At 72.1% G+C, this 16,753-nt stretch carries 18 protein-coding genes; 10 read left to right on the forward strand and 8 right to left on the reverse strand.

Annotation, left to right across the window (positions count from 1 at the left end):
• Window positions 1–20: 20 nt before the first annotated feature.
• On the reverse strand, window positions 21–659 hold the full coding sequence (locus ASD90_RS15830; RefSeq protein ID WP_056758577.1) for a YdeI family protein: 639 nt from the start codon (window positions 657–659) through the stop codon (window positions 21–23).
• Window positions 660–703: 44 nt separating this feature from the next.
• Here ASD90_RS15830 and ASD90_RS15835 point away from each other — a divergent pair, with 44 nt between their 5' ends.
• Window positions 704–1,408, forward strand: coding sequence for a hypothetical protein (locus ASD90_RS15835; protein ID WP_056758580.1), 705 nt, complete (start codon window positions 704–706; stop codon window positions 1,406–1,408).
• A 3-nt stretch (window positions 1,409–1,411) separates the two neighbouring features.
• Here the strand turns inward: ASD90_RS15835 and dusB are convergent, their stop codons facing one another.
• Both dusB and ASD90_RS15845 read right to left on the reverse strand, forming a co-directional pair.
• Window positions 1,412–2,644 carry a tRNA dihydrouridine synthase DusB gene (gene dusB / locus ASD90_RS15840; RefSeq protein ID WP_056758967.1) on the reverse strand — a complete coding sequence of 411 codons (1,233 nt, stop codon included), beginning with the start codon at window positions 2,642–2,644 and terminating at the stop codon, window positions 1,412–1,414.
• 30 nt (window positions 2,645–2,674) lie between these two features.
• Window positions 2,675–3,403, reverse strand: a complete 729-nt coding sequence (locus tag ASD90_RS15845) for an alpha/beta fold hydrolase (protein WP_082588779.1) — start codon at window positions 3,401–3,403, stop codon at window positions 2,675–2,677.
• 25 nt (window positions 3,404–3,428) lie between these two features.
• Here ASD90_RS15845 and ASD90_RS15850 point away from each other — a divergent pair, with 25 nt between their 5' ends.
• Complete coding sequence (locus ASD90_RS15850; RefSeq protein ID WP_056758585.1) at window positions 3,429–4,265, forward strand: sulfurtransferase; 837 nt, start codon at window positions 3,429–3,431, stop codon at window positions 4,263–4,265.
• A 91-nt stretch (window positions 4,266–4,356) separates the two neighbouring features.
• On the opposite strand, the gene ASD90_RS15855 is transcribed toward ASD90_RS15850, so the two are convergent.
• Together ASD90_RS15855 and ASD90_RS15860 are read right to left on the reverse strand one after the other, a co-directional pair.
• On the reverse strand, window positions 4,357–4,920 hold the full coding sequence (locus tag ASD90_RS15855; protein WP_056758589.1) for a HEAT repeat domain-containing protein: 564 nt from the start codon (window positions 4,918–4,920) through the stop codon (window positions 4,357–4,359).
• Between the two features lie 163 nt (window positions 4,921–5,083).
• Window positions 5,084–6,478, reverse strand: a complete 1,395-nt coding sequence (locus ASD90_RS15860) for a glycine--tRNA ligase (protein WP_056758592.1) — start codon at window positions 6,476–6,478, stop codon at window positions 5,084–5,086.
• A gap of 78 nt (window positions 6,479–6,556) precedes the next feature.
• On the opposite strand from ASD90_RS15860, the gene ASD90_RS15865 reads away from it, so the two are divergent.
• From ASD90_RS15865 to ASD90_RS15885, 5 genes are all read left to right on the forward strand, one after another.
• Complete coding sequence (locus ASD90_RS15865) at window positions 6,557–6,847, forward strand: DUF6703 family protein (RefSeq protein ID WP_056758595.1); 291 nt, start codon at window positions 6,557–6,559, stop codon at window positions 6,845–6,847.
• Window positions 6,848–6,909: 62 nt separating this feature from the next.
• Complete coding sequence (locus ASD90_RS15870) at window positions 6,910–7,905, forward strand: metal ABC transporter substrate-binding protein (protein WP_056758598.1); 996 nt, start codon at window positions 6,910–6,912, stop codon at window positions 7,903–7,905.
• Window positions 7,902–8,747: a metal ABC transporter ATP-binding protein gene (locus ASD90_RS15875; protein WP_056758600.1), complete on the forward strand. Its 846-nt coding sequence runs from the start codon at window positions 7,902–7,904 to the stop codon at window positions 8,745–8,747. Before ASD90_RS15870 ends, ASD90_RS15875 begins: the two co-directional genes overlap by 4 nt.
• Window positions 8,744–9,808 carry a metal ABC transporter permease gene (locus tag ASD90_RS15880; protein ID WP_056758604.1) on the forward strand — a complete coding sequence of 355 codons (1,065 nt, stop codon included), beginning with the start codon at window positions 8,744–8,746 and terminating at the stop codon, window positions 9,806–9,808. Before ASD90_RS15875 ends, ASD90_RS15880 begins: the two co-directional genes overlap by 4 nt.
• Entirely contained in the window at window positions 9,805–10,224 is a 420-nt protein-coding gene (locus ASD90_RS15885; RefSeq protein WP_056758606.1) for a Fur family transcriptional regulator, read from the forward strand. The genes ASD90_RS15880 and ASD90_RS15885 overlap by 4 nt, the downstream gene beginning before the upstream one ends.
• A 129-nt stretch (window positions 10,225–10,353) precedes the next feature.
• Here the strand turns inward: ASD90_RS15885 and ASD90_RS15890 are convergent, their stop codons facing one another.
• The gene (locus ASD90_RS15890) at window positions 10,354–11,133 is read right to left on the reverse strand and encodes an isoprenyl transferase (RefSeq protein ID WP_056758609.1); all 780 of its coding nucleotides are present in this window, start codon (window positions 11,131–11,133) and stop codon (window positions 10,354–10,356) included.
• A gap of 57 nt (window positions 11,134–11,190) precedes the next feature.
• Window positions 11,191–11,919 carry a DNA repair protein RecO gene (gene recO / locus ASD90_RS15895; protein ID WP_056758612.1) on the reverse strand — a complete coding sequence of 243 codons (729 nt, stop codon included), beginning with the start codon at window positions 11,917–11,919 and terminating at the stop codon, window positions 11,191–11,193.
• A gap of 120 nt (window positions 11,920–12,039) precedes the next feature.
• On the opposite strand from recO, the gene ASD90_RS15900 reads away from it, so the two are divergent.
• The 3 genes from ASD90_RS15900 to gndA all read left to right on the forward strand — a co-directional run bounded on the left by ASD90_RS15900 (window position 12,040) and on the right by gndA (window position 15,062).
• Window positions 12,040–12,690, forward strand: coding sequence for an alpha-ketoglutarate-dependent dioxygenase AlkB (locus tag ASD90_RS15900; protein WP_056758615.1), 651 nt, complete (start codon window positions 12,040–12,042; stop codon window positions 12,688–12,690).
• A 13-nt stretch (window positions 12,691–12,703) separates the two neighbouring features.
• Complete coding sequence (locus ASD90_RS15905; RefSeq protein ID WP_056758619.1) at window positions 12,704–13,519, forward strand: maleylpyruvate isomerase family mycothiol-dependent enzyme; 816 nt, start codon at window positions 12,704–12,706, stop codon at window positions 13,517–13,519.
• 109 nt (window positions 13,520–13,628) lie between these two features.
• The gene (gene gndA / locus ASD90_RS15910; protein WP_056758622.1) at window positions 13,629–15,062 is read left to right on the forward strand and encodes an NADP-dependent phosphogluconate dehydrogenase; all 1,434 of its coding nucleotides are present in this window, start codon (window positions 13,629–13,631) and stop codon (window positions 15,060–15,062) included.
• 102 nt (window positions 15,063–15,164) lie between these two features.
• Here the strand turns inward: gndA and ASD90_RS15915 are convergent, their stop codons facing one another.
• Window positions 15,165–16,694, reverse strand: a complete 1,530-nt coding sequence (locus ASD90_RS15915) for a hypothetical protein (protein ID WP_056758625.1) — start codon at window positions 16,692–16,694, stop codon at window positions 15,165–15,167.
• Window positions 16,695–16,753 lie beyond the last annotated feature (59 nt).

Consider the following 16,753-nt stretch of genomic DNA (forward strand, 5'->3'; position numbering starts at 1 on the left):
CACCCGAGCCTGACGACGGCTCAGCCGAGCTCGGCCTGCATGCGCCGCACCCAGGCCGGCTCGGTGCCGTAGCGCTGCGTCTTGATGAGGCGCAGGTTGGCGCAGTCCTCGACGAGCTCGGCCATGCGCTTGTCGCGCGTCGCCTCCTGCTTGGCCGTCAGCACCCAGTTCGTGGCGACCTTGCGGTAGGAGGGCGTCGCCCCGTCCCAGAAGGCCGAGGCCTGAGGGTGGGCCCGCAGCATCGCCTCATAGTCGTCGGACCAGGTCAGGTCGCGGTTCTCGTAGGCGTAGACGCCCGAGCGGTCCTCACGCCGCCTGGCGAACGCAGCGAGCCCGGCCGGACGCATGCGCCCGGCCGCCGTCAGCTCGGCGACGGCGTTGATGTTGACCGTGCTCCAGTTGCTGCCCCGCTTGCGCGGGGTCCACCGCTGGCGCACGGCGTCCTCGTCGATGCGTTGCGCCATGGAGTCGATCCAGCCGAAGCAGAGGGCCTCGCGCACGGCCTCGGCCCACTGGAGGCCGCGGGGCTCGACGTGCTTCTTGTTGAGGCCCATCCAGAGCTCGGTGGCGCTCTCGTGGTGGGCATCGAGCCACGCGCGGAAGTCGTCGGCGTCGTCGAAGAAGGTCGCGGGCCGCTCGGCCGATCCGCCCTGTCGCATGCCCCGATCCTGCCATCGGCCACCGACGCTGGGAGGATCGTGCCGTGACCGACCGGATCCTGCTCGCCGCCCGCAACAACGCCCTCTGGTGCGACGCCGTGGCCCGCTCGCACGGCGTCGTGTGCACCACCGACTCCGTTGCCTGGACCGCGTCGACGCGCACCCCGCCCTACTACCCGGACGCCGTGACGCTCTCGCCGGAGGCCGGTGAGTACGACGTCCTCGCCCGCGTGGACGACTCGGACGGCTGCTCGGTCAAGGACTCGTGGTCGCGGCTCGACCTGTCGACGGAGGACTTCGCCCGGATCGTCGTCGGCGAGTGGGTGTGGCTCGACCCGTCGGTGCCGCTCGCGCCCGCTCCTGCACCCACCTGGCAGCGCCTCACGACGCCCCACGAGATGGCGGCCTGGGTGCGGGCCTGGGCGAGCGACCCGGACGCCGAGGCGATCCTGCGCCCGTCACTCCTCGAGGAGCCCGGGGTCGCGTTCCTCGCGCAGCGCGCGACCGAGGACCCGCAGTCGCCCGTCGTCGCCGGGGCGATCGTCAACGTGACGGCGGAGGTCGCCGGCCTCGGCAACGTCTTCACGCTCGACGGCGACGTGGAGCGCGCGTGGAGCGCGGCCGCGGCTGCCGCCCGCGACGTCGCGGACGGCCTACCCCTCGTGGGCTGGGAGGCCGGAGCGAGCGTCGCAGCGGCGGTCGCGGCGGGCTGCGAGCGGATCGGCCCGCTCAGCGTCTGGCTGAAGTGACCCTCAGCCGCCGCTGACCGACAGCTCGGCCTCGGCGATGGTCCGCCGGTGCTCCTCGGACAGCTCGCGCGACTCGAGCCAGCGGTCGGGCAGCGCCACGGTGCGCGAGGACCCCGCGCGCCCGCGCTGGCCCTCAGCGGCCTCGCCGGGCCACGGCACGTCGGGGTCGAGGGTGGCGAGGAGGTCGTCGAGGGCCGCCATGGAGTCGACGAGCGCGAGCGAGTTGCGGATCGTCGACCCGGCCGGAAATCCCTTGAGGTACCAGGCGATGTGCTTGCGGATGTCGCGGCAGGCGCGCTCCTCCTCGCCGTAGAAGTCGCAGAGGTATGCCGTGTGCGTCCGCAGCGTGTCGGCGACCTCGCCGAGCGTCGGGGTCACCCGCGCCGGGGTGCCGGCGAAGGCCGCGGCGAGGTCGGTGAACAGCCACGGGCGCCCGAGGCAGCCGCGACCCACGACCACGCCGTCGCACCCGGTCTCGCGGACCATGCGCAGGGCGTCCTCGGCCGACCAGATGTCGCCGTTGCCGAGGACGGGGATGCTCGTCACGGTCTCCTTGAGCATCCGGATGGCGCTCCAGTCGGCGGTGCCCGAGTAGGCCTGCGCGGCCGTGCGGCCGTGCAGGGCGACCGCGGCGACCCCCTCGGCCTCGGCGGTGAGGCCGGCGTCGAGGAAGGTGAGGTGGACGTCGTCGATCCCCTTGCGCATCTTGACGGTGACGGGGATGTCGCGCTTGGCGCCCTCCTCGACGACGGCGCCGACGATGGCCTTGAAGAGGTCCTTCTTCCACGGCAGCGCCGAGCCGCCGCCCTTGCGGGTGACCTTGGGCACGGGGCAGCCGAAGTTGAGGTCGATGTGGTCGGCCCGGTCCTCGGTGACGAGCATCCGGGCAGCTGCCCGCGCGGTGGCGGGGTCGACGCTGTAGAGCTGGATCGAGCGCGGGTTCTCGTCCGGGTCGTGCTCGATCAGGCGCATCGACTCGGGCGTCCGCTCGACGAGCGCGCGCGAGGTGATCATCTCGCTGACGTAGAGACTCGTGGCGCCGCTCGCGCCCTCGAGGGCCCGGCCCTCGTTGCCGTACTCGCGGCAGAGGCGGCGGAAGGCGCGGTTCGTGATGCCGGCCATCGGCGCGAGGACCACCGGCGACTCGATGACGTGGCGGCCGATGCGCAGCGGGGGCAGCACGGCGCCCGTCGTCTCTGCGCGGGCGGCCTCACCGGCCTGCGTCGCGGGGCTCATCACGTCGGTCACGGGCTCGATTGTCCCCGATCAGGCGCCCGGAGCCGAATCGACGACGGTCCGCGCGAAGCGGAGCAGGGCGTCGGCGAACGCCTCCGGCTGGTCGAGCCCGGACAGGTGGCCGGCCCGGCGCACGATCTCCTCCCGGGCACTCGGGCAGGCTCGCAGGTAGGCGCGGGCACCGATCCGCAGCTGGTCGAACCGGCCGTTGAGCAGCAGCACCGGGCAGCGCACGTGCTCGAGCATCGAGGGCCGGCAGCGCGCCATGACCTCGCGCCACGCGGCCGCCGTCGGCGCGAAGTAGTAGCCGCCGGCGATGACCGGGTCGATGCGTTCGGCCGGGTAGAGGCGGTGCAGGACGCGGTCGTTGACCCGCGTCATCCGCTCCGCGCCGAGCCGGTCGGTCAGCGCCGCGACGCCCCGGTAGACCGCGGCTCCGGGTCCCGTGGGGACCGCGCTGGCCCCGGCGAGGACGAGCCCGTCGAGCGTGTCGGGGCGGGCAGCGGCATACGCCATCGCGGCGTAGCCGCCGAGCGAGTGGCCGACGACCACGGCCGGGGTGCCGGCGGGGACGGCACCGACGGCCGCCCCGATGACCTCGACGCAGCGGTCCAGCGTGAACGGCTCGTGGACGCGCTCCCCGTGCCCGGGCAGGTCCACGAGCGTCAGGTCGACGTGGTCACGCAGGAGCGGCACCTGCGGCGCCCACTGGGCGCTCGACAGGCGCGACCCGTGCACGAGGACCAGGTGAGCACGCACACGGTGAGGATGCCACGATGGCCCGGTGACCCACCTCATCACCGCCACCGAGCTCGCCCACGAGATCGAGGACGTCGTCGTGCTCGACGTGCGCTGGGCACTGACGACGGCGAACACGCCTGCAGGGCGGGCGGACTACGACGCCGGCCACGTGCCCGGCGCGTTCTTCGTCGACCTCGACACCGAGCTGGCGGCGCCGCCCGGCGACGGCGGACGCCACCCGCTGCCCGACCCCGCCGTGGTCGAGGCCCTCCTGCGCCGGGCCGGCGTCTCCGAGCACAGCCGCGTCGTCGTCCACGACGGCAAGGAGTCGTATGCCGCCGCGCGGGCCTGGTGGGTGCTGCGCTGGGTCGGCGTCGCCGACGTCCGGGTGCTCGACGGCGGGTATGCCGCGTGGCTGGCAGCGGGGCTGCCGGTCTCGACCGAGGAGCCCGCCGACCGGCACGGCGACATGCAGGTGCGGCCCGGGCACCTGCCGACGCTCGACGCCTCCGGTGCGGCAGCACTGGCGCGCGACGGGCTGCTCCTCGACGCGCGTGCGCCCGAGCGCTATGCCGGCGAGACCGAGCCCATCGACCCCGTCGCCGGCCACGTGCCCGGAGCGGTCAACAGCCCCACGACCGCCTGGGTCACGGCCGACGGCACGTTCCGGCGCGACCTGGCCGAGCACTGGGAGCGGGTTCGCGCCGGTCACGAGGGAGGCGACGGCGTCGGTGTCTACTGCGGCTCGGGAGTGACCGCGGCCCACGAGATGCTCGCGCTCGCCGAGCTCGGGGTCGACACGGTGCTCTACCCGGGATCGTGGAGCGAGTGGATCCGCGACCCCCTACGCCCGGTCGCGACCGGCCACTTCCCCGGCTGAGCACCTCCCCACCCCGCAACACACCGAGTAGGTCACAACTCAGCGCGATCGGATCCCGGCGAGTTGTGACCTACTCGGTGTGTTGCCGGGGTCAGAGGTCGCGGTCGAGGCGGCGCTCGAGGGTGGTGAGTGCCCGAGCGGCCGCGACGCGCACGGACTCGTCCGGGTCGTCCACGGCCTCGTGCAGGGCGTCGGCGTGCTCGGCCTCCCCCACGGCGCCGAGCACCCGCGCGGCCGCGGCCCGGACCCTCGGCACGTCGTCGGTCGTCACGAGGCCTGCGCAGGGCTCGGCTGCAGGGCCGACCTCCCAGCGGGCCGCCACCTTGGCACACATCTCGCGGACCCGCCATGCCGGATCACCCAGTCCTGCAACGACATCCGGACCGCACTGCTCGGACCAGACGTAGAGCAGGGTGCGGGCCGCCCACACCCGGGACCAGTAGCGGGTGGCGTCGTCGAGGTGGTCGGGCGAGCCCCATCCGGACACGGCCTGGCCGCCGACCCAGCCGATGTCGGGCAGGTCGGGGTCGCCCCAGGTCGCACGCCCGGCGAGCAGGTCGGCGCACCACGAGGTCAGCACCTCGTCGCCGAGCACGTCGGCCGCCGCCCGCGCCCGGTCGCCCGGCGTCGCGCGCAGCACCTCGGTCTCGACCATGCGGGCAGTATGCCGCCGATCCCGGACGTCCCGCGCCCGGGACGGGCCGGACCGCGGCGGGCCTCACCGACCGACCCCGCTGCCGGCACGGCACCACGGGCGCACGTATGCCGCCTGCCCGGGTGGGCGGACGGCATACGTCAGCGGCGGTGCTGCCTGCGCGTCAGCAGCCGACGAGGCGCTGGGCGAGGTAGCCCTCGACCTGGTCGAGCGCGATGCGCTCCTGCGCCATCGAGTCGCGCTCGCGGATCGTCACGGCGTGGTCCTCGAGCGTGTCGAAGTCGACCGTAATGCAGAACGGCGTGCCGATCTCGTCGTGGCGGCGATAGCGCTTGCCGATGGCGCCGGCGTCGTCGAAGTCGATGTTCCAGTGACGACGCAGCTGCGCGGCGAGGTCGCGGGCCTTCGGCGAGAGGTCGGCGTTGCGCGACAGCGGGAGGACGGCGGCCTTGACCGGCGCCAGGCGCGGGTCGAGCCGCAGCACGACGCGCTTGTCCACGCCGCCCTTGGTGTTGGGCGCCTCGTCCTCGTGGTAGGCGTCGACGAGGAACGTCATGAGCGAGCGCGACAGGCCGGCCGCCGGCTCGATGACGTAGGGGGTGTACTTCTCGCCCGTCTGCTGGTCGAAGTAGAGCAGGTCGGTGCCCGAGTGCTTCGAGTGCGTAGACAGGTCGAAGTCGGTGCGGTTGGCGATGCCCTCGAGCTCGCCCCACTCGGAACCGGCGAAGTTGAAGCGGTACTCGATGTCGACGGTGCGCTTCGAGTAGTGCGAGAGCTTCTCCGGCGAGTGCTCGTAGTGGCGCAGGTTGTCGGGGTTGATGCCGAGGTCGACGTACCAGCGGGTGCGCTCCTCGAGCCAGTACTGGAGCCACTCGTCGTCCTCGCCCGGTTTGACGAAGAACTCCATCTCCATCTGCTCGAACTCGCGCGTGCGGAAGATGAAGTTGCCCGGCGTGATCTCGTTGCGGAAGCTCTTGCCCGTCTGGGCGATACCGAACGGCGGCTTCTTGCGCGAGGCCTGCATGACGTTGTTGAAGTTGACGAAGATGCCCTGGGCCGTCTCGGGGCGCAGGTAGTGCAGGCCCGACTCGTCCTCGATGACGCCGAGGTAGGTCTTGAGCATCATGTTGAACTCGCGCGGCTCGGTCCACTGGCCCTTGGTGCCGCAGTCCGGGCACACGATGTCGGACATCGGGATCGAGTCGGGGTCCTCGATGCCCTTCTTCTCGGCGAGCGCCTCCTGGAGGTGGTCCTGGCGGCGACGGCGGTGGCAGCTGAGGCACTCGACGAGCGGGTCGGTGAAGGTGCCGACGTGGCCCGAGGCGACCCACGTCTCGCGCGGGAGGATGATCGAGGAGTCGAGGCCGACGACGTCGTCGCGGCTCGTGACCATGGACTTCCACCACTGGCGGCGGATGTTCTCCTTGAGCTCGACGCCGAGGGGGCCGTAGTCCCACGCAGACCTCGTGCCTCCGTAGATGTCACCGCTCGGGAAGACGAAGCCCCTGCGCTTGCAGAGGCTGACGACGGTGTCCACGATGGATGTCTGCTTGGCCATGCGGGACAGGTTATCGGGCCGGTGCCACTGCTTTGCCACGCGTCCGGGGTAGGCCGCCACGTCCCCTAGGCTCGTGACGTGGCCCTGAGCTTCCGTTCCCGTCTCGAGCACGCCTCCTACCCGTGGGTGGAGCGGCTCAACGCCGTCCCGCGCCCCCTAGCGCTCGGCGCCCTCGTCGTCCTGCTCGCGGTCGGCATCCTCGCGCCGCGGCCGTGGGGGGGCATCGCGTTCCTCGTCGTCGCGGCCTTCGTCGGCTGGCTGCTCTTCCTCACCTGGCAGCGTCTGACCATGCCCGAACGCCTGATGCGCACCGCGGTGCTCGTCCTCGCCGTGGCCGTCGCGGTGGTCAGGATCGTCCCCGCCGGCTGACCCAGGGCCAAGAACCCGAGAACGGTTTTGACAATCATTCTCACCATGGGAAGGATGGGCTCATGCCCGCCCCTCCCCCGCGCCGTGTCCTGTCCGCCGTCGTCGCCGCGACAGCCCTGGCGCTCACGACGGCCGCGTGCGGGAGCGGTTCGGACTCCGGGTCCGGCTCAGCCGCCGGGGCGGTCGTCACGTCGTTCTACCCCATCCAGTTCGCCACGCAACAGATCACGGGCGGAGCGCTCCCGGTCACCGTCCTGACGAAACCGGGCGCCGAACCCCACGACCTCGAGCTGGCACCGCAGGACATCGGCGGCCTGACCAAGGCACGCCTCGTCGTCTACGCCGACGGCTTCCAGCCTGCGGTCGACGAGGCCGTCGTGCTCGTCGACCCCACGAAGGTGCTCGACGTCGCCGACGTCGCGAAGCTCGTACCCGCGTCGACCGACGACAGCGACCACGCCGGCGAGTCGGGCACCGAGACCGAGCAGCACGACACCGCCGACGGGCACGACGGGCACGACGGGCACGACCACGGCGCCGACGACCCCCACTTCTGGCTCGACCCCTCGCGCTACGCCGCTGTCGCGCAGGCGATCAGCGCGCGACTGTCCAAGGACGACCCCGCGCACGCCCCGGTCTACGCGAAGAACACCGCGATCTTCGTGGAGAAGCTCTCCGAGCTCGACGAGGAGATGCGGGTGGGCCTGCGGCAGTGTCGCGTCAAGGAGCTGGTCACCAGCCACGCCGCCTTCGGCTACCTGGCAGCCCGCTACGGCTTCGAGCAGCGCGGCATCACCGGGGTCTCGCCCGAGGCCGAGCCCAGCGCGGCAGCCCTCAAGGCGGTCGGTGACCTCGTGAGGTCCGCCGGCGTGACCACGATCTACCAGGAGACGCTCGTCGAGCCGCACTTCGCGCAGACGGTCGCGGAGTCGACGGGCGCGAAGGTCGCGACGCTCGACCCCATCGAGGGGATCACCAGCGCGTCGGTCGGCGCGGACTACTTCGAGGTCATGCAGAGCAATCTCGTTGCCCTGCGCGACGGCCAGGAGTGCTCATGAGGTCGGCACCGCTGCTCCCCCTCGAACCCACGCCGACGAACGAGGTCGTGACCCTGCGGGGCGCGAGCTTCGGCTACGGCGACGGCCCTGTCCTCAGCGACGTAGACCTGTCGATCCGGAAGGGCGAGATCGTGGCGATCGTCGGGCCCAACGGGTCGGGCAAGTCGACGCTGATGAAGGGCGTGCTCGGCCTCAACGAACGGGTCGCCGGCACCGTGACGCTCTTCGGCATCGACAGTGGTGAGTTCCACGACCGGGCCCGCCTCGGCTACGTGCCCCAACGGCACACGCTCTCGGCGTCGGTCCGGGCCACCGCCGAGGAGATCGTCGCGACGGGGCGGCTCCCCCGCATCGGCTGGCTCGGACGGCTGCGCGCCACCGACCGGCAGATCGTGGCCCGCTCACTCGACGTCGTCGGCCTCGCCGACCGCGCCGCCACCGAGGTGAGCACGCTCTCGGGCGGCCAGCAGCGACGTGTCCTGATCGCCCGCGCCCTCGCCGGGCAGCCCGAGGTCCTCATCATGGACGAGCCCACCGCCGGGGTCGACGCCGCGAACCAGCACGTGCTCGCCGACGTGCTCGACCGCCTCGTCGAGCGCGACGTCACGATGGTCATCGTCACGCACGAGCTCGGAGCGCTCGAGCGGCTGCTCACCCGCATCGTCGTCATCGACGGCGGCCGCATCCGCTTCGACGGGACCCCCGAGGCGTATGCCGCCGCGCGCGACCGCGTGCACCACGACCACGACAGCCACCACCACGACCTCGAGCTCGAGGGGAACCACCCCTCGCTGGCCCACGGCCCGCTCGACGTCAGCCGAACCGACGGGAGCCGACCGTGATCGACCTGCTCTCCGTCGACTTCATGCAGCGGGCGCTCATCGCCGCGCTGCTCGTGGGCACCGTCGCGCCGATGGTCGGGATCTTCCTCGTCCAGCGGCGGCTCTCGCTGATCGGCGACGGCATGGGCCACGTCGCCCTCGCCGGCGTCGCGATCGGTCTCGTCTCCGGCGCCGCACCGGTGCTCACGGCCTTGCTGGCAGCGGTCATCGCGGCCGTCGTCATCGAGCTGCTCCGTGCCCGGGGCCGCACCAACGGCGACGTGGCCCTCGCCGTCATCTTCTACGGCGGCATCGCGGCAGGCGTCGTCATCATCAGCAAGTCGTCCAGCGGCACCCCGGCGAACCTCATGAAGTACCTCTTCGGGTCGATCCTCACCACCCAGCGCACCGATCTGTACGTCTTCGCCGCCCTGGCCCTGCTCATCTCGGTCACCACCTGGGCCCTGCGGCCCCGTCTCTTCGCGGTGGCCAACGACGAGGAGTACGCCCGCGCCGTCGGGCTCCCCGTCCTCCCGCTCAACATCGTGCTCGCCGTGCTGACGGCGACGACCGTCGTCGTCGCCATGCGGGTCGTCGGGCTGCTGCTCATCAGTGCGCTCATGATCGTGCCGAACGCCACGAGCCAGCTCGTCGCGAGGTCGTTCAGCGGCGGGCTGCGCTGGGCCATCGCGTTCGGCCTCGTCTCGTCCGTCGGTGGCGTGGCGCTGTCCTACCCGCTCGACACGCCCTCGGGGGGCACCATCGTGCTGCTCGCCGTGGCGCTGTTCGTCGTGACCGCGGTCGTCACGGCCGTCCTGGCCAGGGTCGGGAGCAGGAGGCACGACGTCGCCGAGACCCACGCCCACGAGCACGGGGCCGAGTGCGGGCACCCGGCCGTCACGCACGGCGACCACGTCGACTACGTCCACGACGGGCACCTCCACGCGGCGCACGAGGGCCACTACGACGAGCACGGCGTCCACCACGACCATCCGGCGGGGTCCACCCCGCAGGCCGAGGGGGCCGACGGGTCCACCTCGGTCGGCACGGCGCCCGGCCCGACGACAGGATCGAGACCATGACGAGCAGCACCAACACCTCCGCGACCTCTCGCAAGCCCACCCGCCAGCAGGCCGCCGTCGCCGAGCTGCTCGAACGCTCCGACGACTTCACCTCCGCCCAGACGGTGCACGCGCGGCTGCGCGACGCGGGTGCGGGCGTCGGCCTCGCCACGGTCTACCGGACGCTCCAGTCGATGGTCGAGGCCGGGACGGTGGACGTGCTGCGCACCGACGACGGCGAGGCGGTCTACCGGGCCTGCTCGACGCACCACCACCACCACCTCGTGTGCCGCGCCTGCGGCCGCACCGTCGAGGTCGAGGGTCCGGCCGTCGAGAGGTGGGCCGACACGGTGGCGCGCGACCACGGCTTCAGCGGCGTCACACACACCCTCGAGATCTTCGGCACCTGCGCCGACTGCACGGCCGCCGCCCCCTGACCCCACGCCCGGCCCTCCGCACCGAACGCAGCGCTCGGTCTCGAAAGCCGTGCTCTACCAGCGCGTTCGGCATCGAACGCGGCGTTCGGTCGGGGGAATGGCCCGCCGGTGGCGGTCAGGAGGTCGCGGTCAGGAGGTGGTCGTCGGGGTGTCGACCGCGCCGCCGTAGCGGCGGTCGCGGGCGACGTACTCCTCGATCGCGGCCCAGAGGTCGCGCCGGTCGTAGTCGGGCCACAGCTGGTTCTGGAAGACCATCTCGGCATAGGCCGACTGCCACAGCAGGAAGTTGCTCGTGCGCTGCTCGCCGGACGAGCGCACGAAGAGGTCGACGTCGGGCATCGTCGGCTCGTCGAGGTAGCGCTTGATCGTCTTCTCGTCGACCGAGGCGGGACGAAGCCGACCGTCCTTGACGTCGTAGGCGATCCGCTGCACGGCGTCGGCGATCTCGGCGCGGCCGCCGTAGTTGACGCAGAAGTAGAGGGTGAGCCCGGTGTTGTGCTGCGTCAGGTCCTGGGCGACCTCGAGCTCCTTGATGACCGAGCGCCACAGGCGCGGCGCGCGGCCGACCCAGCGCATCCGCACACCCCACTCGTGGAGCTGGTCGCGCCGCCGGCGGATGACGTCGCGGTTGAAGCCCATGAGGAAGCGGACCTCGTCGGGCGACCGCCGCCAGTTCTCCGTCGAGAAGGCGTATGCCGACAGGTGGGTCACGCCGATGTCGATGGCTCCCGCGACGACGTCGAGCAGCGACGCCTCCCCCGCCTCGTGGCCCTTGGTCCGCGGCAGGCCTCGCGCGTTGGCCCAGCGGCCGTTTCCGTCCATGACGATCGCGACGTGCTTGGGCAGCAGGTCGGCCGGGACGGCGGGCGCCGTCGCGCCGGACGGGTGCGGGAAGGGCTTGGCGTACATGGGTCTCCGGTCTGTCGTGATCGGGTTCGCTGCTGGCTCAGGCTCGTTGGGTCTCGTTCAGGCCCGTTCGACGAGGCGCAGCGACCGCAGCCCTCGCTCGATGTGCCACTGGAGGAAGGCGGAGACGAGGCCGTTGCCCTGCCTGCGGCACCGCTCGTCGCTCGCGTCGGCGACATCCCAGTCACCGGTCAGCAGGGACGCGAGCAGCTCGAAGGTCTCGGGAGCGGGGGCGCTCGAGCCGGGCGGACGGCATACGGAGCACACGGCCCCTCCGGCCTGCACGTTGAACGCCCGGTGCGGCCCCGGTGCGCCGCACTTCGCGCAGTCGACGAAGCTCGGTGCCCAGCCGGCGACGGCCAACGAGCGGAGCAGGTAGGCGTCGAGGACGAGACCGGGGTCGTGGGCGCGCTCGGCGAGCGAGCGCAGCGCGCCGGCGAGCAGGAGGTACTGCTGGGTCTGCGGCTCGTGCTCCTCGGTCAGCTGGAGCGCCGTCTCGAGCATCGACGTGGCGCAGGTGTAGGCGACGTAGTCGCGGGCGATCGCGTCGCCGTAGGGAGCGAGCGTCTCGACCTGGGTGACAGTGTCGAGGTTGCGGCCCTCGTAGCACTGGACGTCGACGACCATGCCGGGCTCGAGGCGCGAGCCGAAGCGGGACTTCGTGCGGCGCACCCCCTTGGCGACGGCGCGGACGCGGCCCCGGGTGCGGGTCAGCATCGTGATGATGCGGTCGGCCTCGCCCAGCTTGTGGGTGCGCAGGACGATCGCCTCGTCACGGTAGAGGGGCATGGGTCCATTCTCCCCCGCGCCGGGGCGTCGGTGGCACCGCACGCGCCGTTCTGTGTGAGGTCGACACGAAACACGTGCACCATTCGAACACTCGTTCGACCCTTGGGCTATCGTGGGGGGATGGACCTCTCTCTCCAGGGTTCCCTCCTCGACCTCACCGACGCGATGACGCTCCGCGACGTCGGCACCGGGACGACCCGCCACCACCTGGCCCACGGCGCGTGGGTCGACGTCCGTCCCGGCTGGCTCGCCGCCGGCGACGAGCTCTTCACGGCGCTGCTGCGCGACGTGCCGTGGCACGCCGAGCGACGCCAGATGTACGACTCGGTCGTCGACGTCCCCCGGCTGACGAAGTTCTACGCGGGCGACGAGACGCTGCCCCACCCGATGCTCGTCGAGGCCCGTGAGGCACTGAGCCGTCACTACGCCCCAGAGCTCGGCGAGCCGTTCGTCACCGCCGGGCTGTGCCTCTACCGCGACGGTCGCGACAGCGTCGCCTGGCACGGCGACCGCATCGGGCGCTCCCGTGACAGCGACACCATGATCGCGATCCTGTCGCTGGGGTCGGCGCGCACGCTCGCGCTCCGCCCGCGTGACGGCGGTCCCATCCCTGGGTCGACGGCAAAGAGCTTGCGCTATCCCCTGGGACATGGTGACCTCGTCGTGATGGGCGGCTCGTGCCAGCGGACGTGGGACCACGCGGTCCCGAAGACGTCCGAGCCGATGGGGCCGCGCATCTCCGTGCAGTTCCGCGTAGCCGGCGTCCGCTGACAGGAGAACCCGTATGCCGTCCAGCCGCTCAGGTGGCCCCCTTCCCTTCCTCGACCACCTCGCGGCCGACTCGGCCCGCTTCCGGGCGGCGCTGACGACGGCACCCGCGGACGTACGCGTGCCGTCGTGTCCCGACTGGGACGCCGACGACCTGTTGTGGCACCTCGGCGAGGTGCAGTGGTTCTGGGGCGAGATCGCCGAGCGCGGCCTCACCGACCCGGCCGACCTCGACGCGATGAACGCGTCACGAGAGGAGCGGCCGAGCGACCGCGCCGGACTGCTTGCCTTCTTCGACCGCTCGAGCGAGCGGCTGCACCGCGTGCTCCGCGAGCTGCCCCCCGAGACACCGCTGTGGATGTGGGCCGACGACAAGACGGCCGGCTACATCCGCCGCCGGCAGGCCCACGAGGCGCTGGTCCACCGCCTCGACGCCGAGCTCACCGTGGGCGATCGCTCGCCGCTCGACTGCCGGCTCGCCGCCGACGGCATCGACGAGGCCCTGCGGATCATGCGCGGTCACGAGCCCGAGCCCGGCCTGACCCACGTGCCCGTCTCGGCGCCGGTGACGATCGCGACCGTCGACGCCATGCACACGTGGACCGTGACGCCGGTCCGCATCACCGGCACCTGGAACGGCGACGAGATCGACGTCCAGCGCTTCCTCGTCGCCGACGGCCCCGACGACTCCGCGACCGCCGAGATCTGCGGCTCGGCAGCCGACCTCGACTGCTGGCTGTGGAACCGCCCGCCCGAGGGCGAGATCACCCGCGAGGGTGACGCCGCCGCCCTGGCCGCGGTCGACGCCGTGCTCGACGACTCCATCGACTGACCTCGGCCGGCCACCCCGAGCGGCGCCCGCCGACCACGGCGCGACCGCGCCCTCCCGCCTGCCCGCCACACGGCATACGGTCGTGTCATCCCCTCCCGAAGGAGTCCCCATGTCTGACCTCGCCACCATCGGAGTGACCGGCCTCGCGGTCATGGGCAGCAACCTCGCCCGCAACCTCGCTCGCCACGGCCACACCGTCGCCGTCCACAACCGCAGCACCGCGAAGACGCGCACCCTCGTCGACGAGCACGGCTCGGAGGGCACGTTCGTGCCATCGGAGTCGACAGCCGACTTCGTCGCGTCACTCGAGCGGCCGCGCCGGATCATCGTCATGGTCAAGGCCGGTGGTCCCACCGATGCCGTCATCGACGAGCTCGTGCCCCTGCTCGAGGAGGGCGACATCGTCGTCGACGGCGGCAACGCCCACTTCGAGAACACCCGCCGCCGGGAGAAGCGCCTGCGCGAGCACGGCCTCCACTTCGTCGGCACCGGCATCTCCGGAGGCGAGGTCGGCGCCCTCGAGGGTCCGTCGATCATGCCGGGCGGGTCGAAGGAGTCCTATGCCGCCCTGGGCCCGATCCTCGAGTCCATCGCCGCGCAGGTCGACGGCGAGGCGTGCTGCGCCTGGATGGGGCCCGACGGCGCCGGACACTTCGTCAAGATGGTGCACAACGGCATCGAGTACGCCGACATGCAGTTCATCGCAGAGGCCTACGACCTGCTCTCGGCGGCGGGGCTGACGGCCACCGAGTCGGCGGCCGTCTTCCGTGAGTGGAACTCCGGCGAGCTCGACTCGTTCCTCATCGAGATCACGGCCGACGTGCTCGACCAGGTCGACGCATCGACCGGCCGCCCGCTCGTCGAGGTCATCGTCGACGCCGCCGAGCAGAAGGGCACCGGTCGCTGGACCGTGCAGACCGCCCTGGAGCTCGGTGTGCCCGTCTCGACGATCGCCGAGTCCGTCTTCGCCCGCTCGGGCTCGGGTGACACTGACGTGCGTGGAGCGGCCCGCGGCGTGCTCGTCGGCCCCGACCGCACAGTGTCCGTCGAGGACCGTCAGCAGTTCGTCGACGACGTCCGTGACGCGCTGTGGTCGTCCAAGGTCGTCGCGTACGCCCAGGGTCTCGAGCAGATCCGCAAGGCCAGCGAGGAGTACGGCTGGGACGTCGACATCGCGACGGTCGCCCGCATCTGGCGCGGCGGCTGCATCATCCGTGCGCGCCTGCTCGCCCAGATCAGCGACGAGTACGCCGCCGGTCGGCTCGCGACGCTGCTCGTCGCCCCGAGCATCGCCTCGGGCCTCGCCGACCGGCAGGACGCGTGGCGACGGGTCGTCGCCCACGGCACCACCTCGGGTGTGCCCGTGCCCGGCTTCTGCAGCGCCCTCGGCTACTACGACACGGTGCGCGCCGAGCGCCTGCCGGCCGCCCTCGTGCAGGGCCTGCGCGACAACTTCGGGGCGCACACCTACGGCCGGGTCGATCGCGACGGCGCCTTCCACACGCTGTGGTCGGGCGACCGGAGCGAGGTCACCACGTCCTGATCGACCCGGCCCCGTCGGCGCCCGCGTCGATGCCCGCGTCGATGCCCGCGTCGATGCCCGCGGCGGGCCGGCGGTGCACGTGAGTCACGGTGCCCGTCGCGGTCACCGCCTCACCGAGAGCGACGCCTGACGCGTGGGGAGCGAGCCGTGGACCATGGCCGCCAGCACCACGACGAGGGGGACGAACGCGAAGAGGTAGCGCGATCGCCCCTGGAGCACCAACGTGAACGCTGCGATGCCGAGCACGGTCGCCGCGACGAGCAGGGTCTCGCGGCGGTACGGGGCGCGCAACAGACCGATCCCGGCCACGAGCAGCACGGCGAGCCACAACGCCTGGGTGAGGTCGGCCCGCGTCTGGTAGCCCGCCCCCTGGAACCCGTTGAGGTCGTGGACGATCCCGGTGACACCCGTCGCCGGCGCGAGCGTGCCGGGCAACGAGTCCGGCCCCTCGCCCCAGGCCCAGAACATGCCGTCGCCCCAGTTCCAGGCGGCCTTGCCCGCGTAGAAGGCGAGGGTGCCTCCGAGGCCGCGCTCGGCCCACCGGTCCGCGAGGACGCCCGCGGCATACGCCTTCATCTCGTCCTGGCTCCGGCCGGTCACGGCATCGACCATCTCGCGGGAGTACGCGCCGTAGTTGACCACTCCGTCCGCCGCGCGCTGGTCGTCGGCCCCCAAAGCGACCCACCAGGTGATCGGCGGCGAGACCGACATGTCGATGCGCGAGGAGTCCACCCCGGAGGCAGCGGTCGCCGCCGACGTCAGGCCCACACCCAGGGCGACGAAGGCGAGGGCGGAGGCCGCGCAGGCCGCGATGACTCCGGCCCGACGGGCGGGGAGGAGGTCGTGGTCGAAGATCGCGACGACCGCCGTCAGCACGGCCGCGATGGCGATGACGACCGGCGTGGTCTTGATGGAGTACGCGACCGAGACCGACACGATCGCGAGCAGCCACAGCACCACTCGTCCCGTACGAGCGCGCGGTGTCATCGCCCTGACCGCGAGCGCCACTCCCCCGACGACGAACGGCATCGCGTAGAAGTCGGTGTAGGGCACGGACAGCCACGGGCTCGTCCCGACGAGGACGAGGGTCGCGAGCTGCGCCACGAGGGAGGGCCCACGGCCCGCCACTCGCCGGACGAGGAGGTGGACGGCATACAGCGTCACGCCGACGCAGATCCCGTTGAGCGGGATCAGGACGGCGTCGGGCGCGAGCGAGAACGCTTGTCCGACAGCGACGCCCATGCGGTCGATGGCGAGCAGCGGCAAGTTGTTGGGATAGAGCGAGAGGTAGTCGTACTCCGCCGGGCTGAGCGGACGGCCGGCCTGCAGGCCCCGTGCCATGTCCATGATGACACGCGCGTCCCACCCGTAGCGGTAGCGCGTCATGAGGCCGACCATCGTGGCGACCACGCCCCCACCGACTGCCACGACGACGGGCACCCAGCGCCGCTTGGCCCACCCGGGCACGCGGACGACCACGGCCAGCAGCAGGAACCCGAGGGTCGCGGGCACGACCACCAGCCAACGGTGCTCGACGTTGACGGGCCTGGGTGCCACGAGGCCGACGACCGCCACTGCGACGAGCGAGACCCCGGCCAGCCGAAGCAGCGCTCGACCGACCGGGGACTCCATGGCGCCAGACGCTACCCCACCGGGATGGACGGCAGATGAGGCGTCTGCCCGGACGTCCG

The organism is Terrabacter sp. Root181, from assembly GCF_001428505.1.
In the GTDB taxonomy this organism is placed as follows: Bacteria; Actinomycetota; Actinomycetes; order Actinomycetales; family Dermatophilaceae; genus Terrabacter.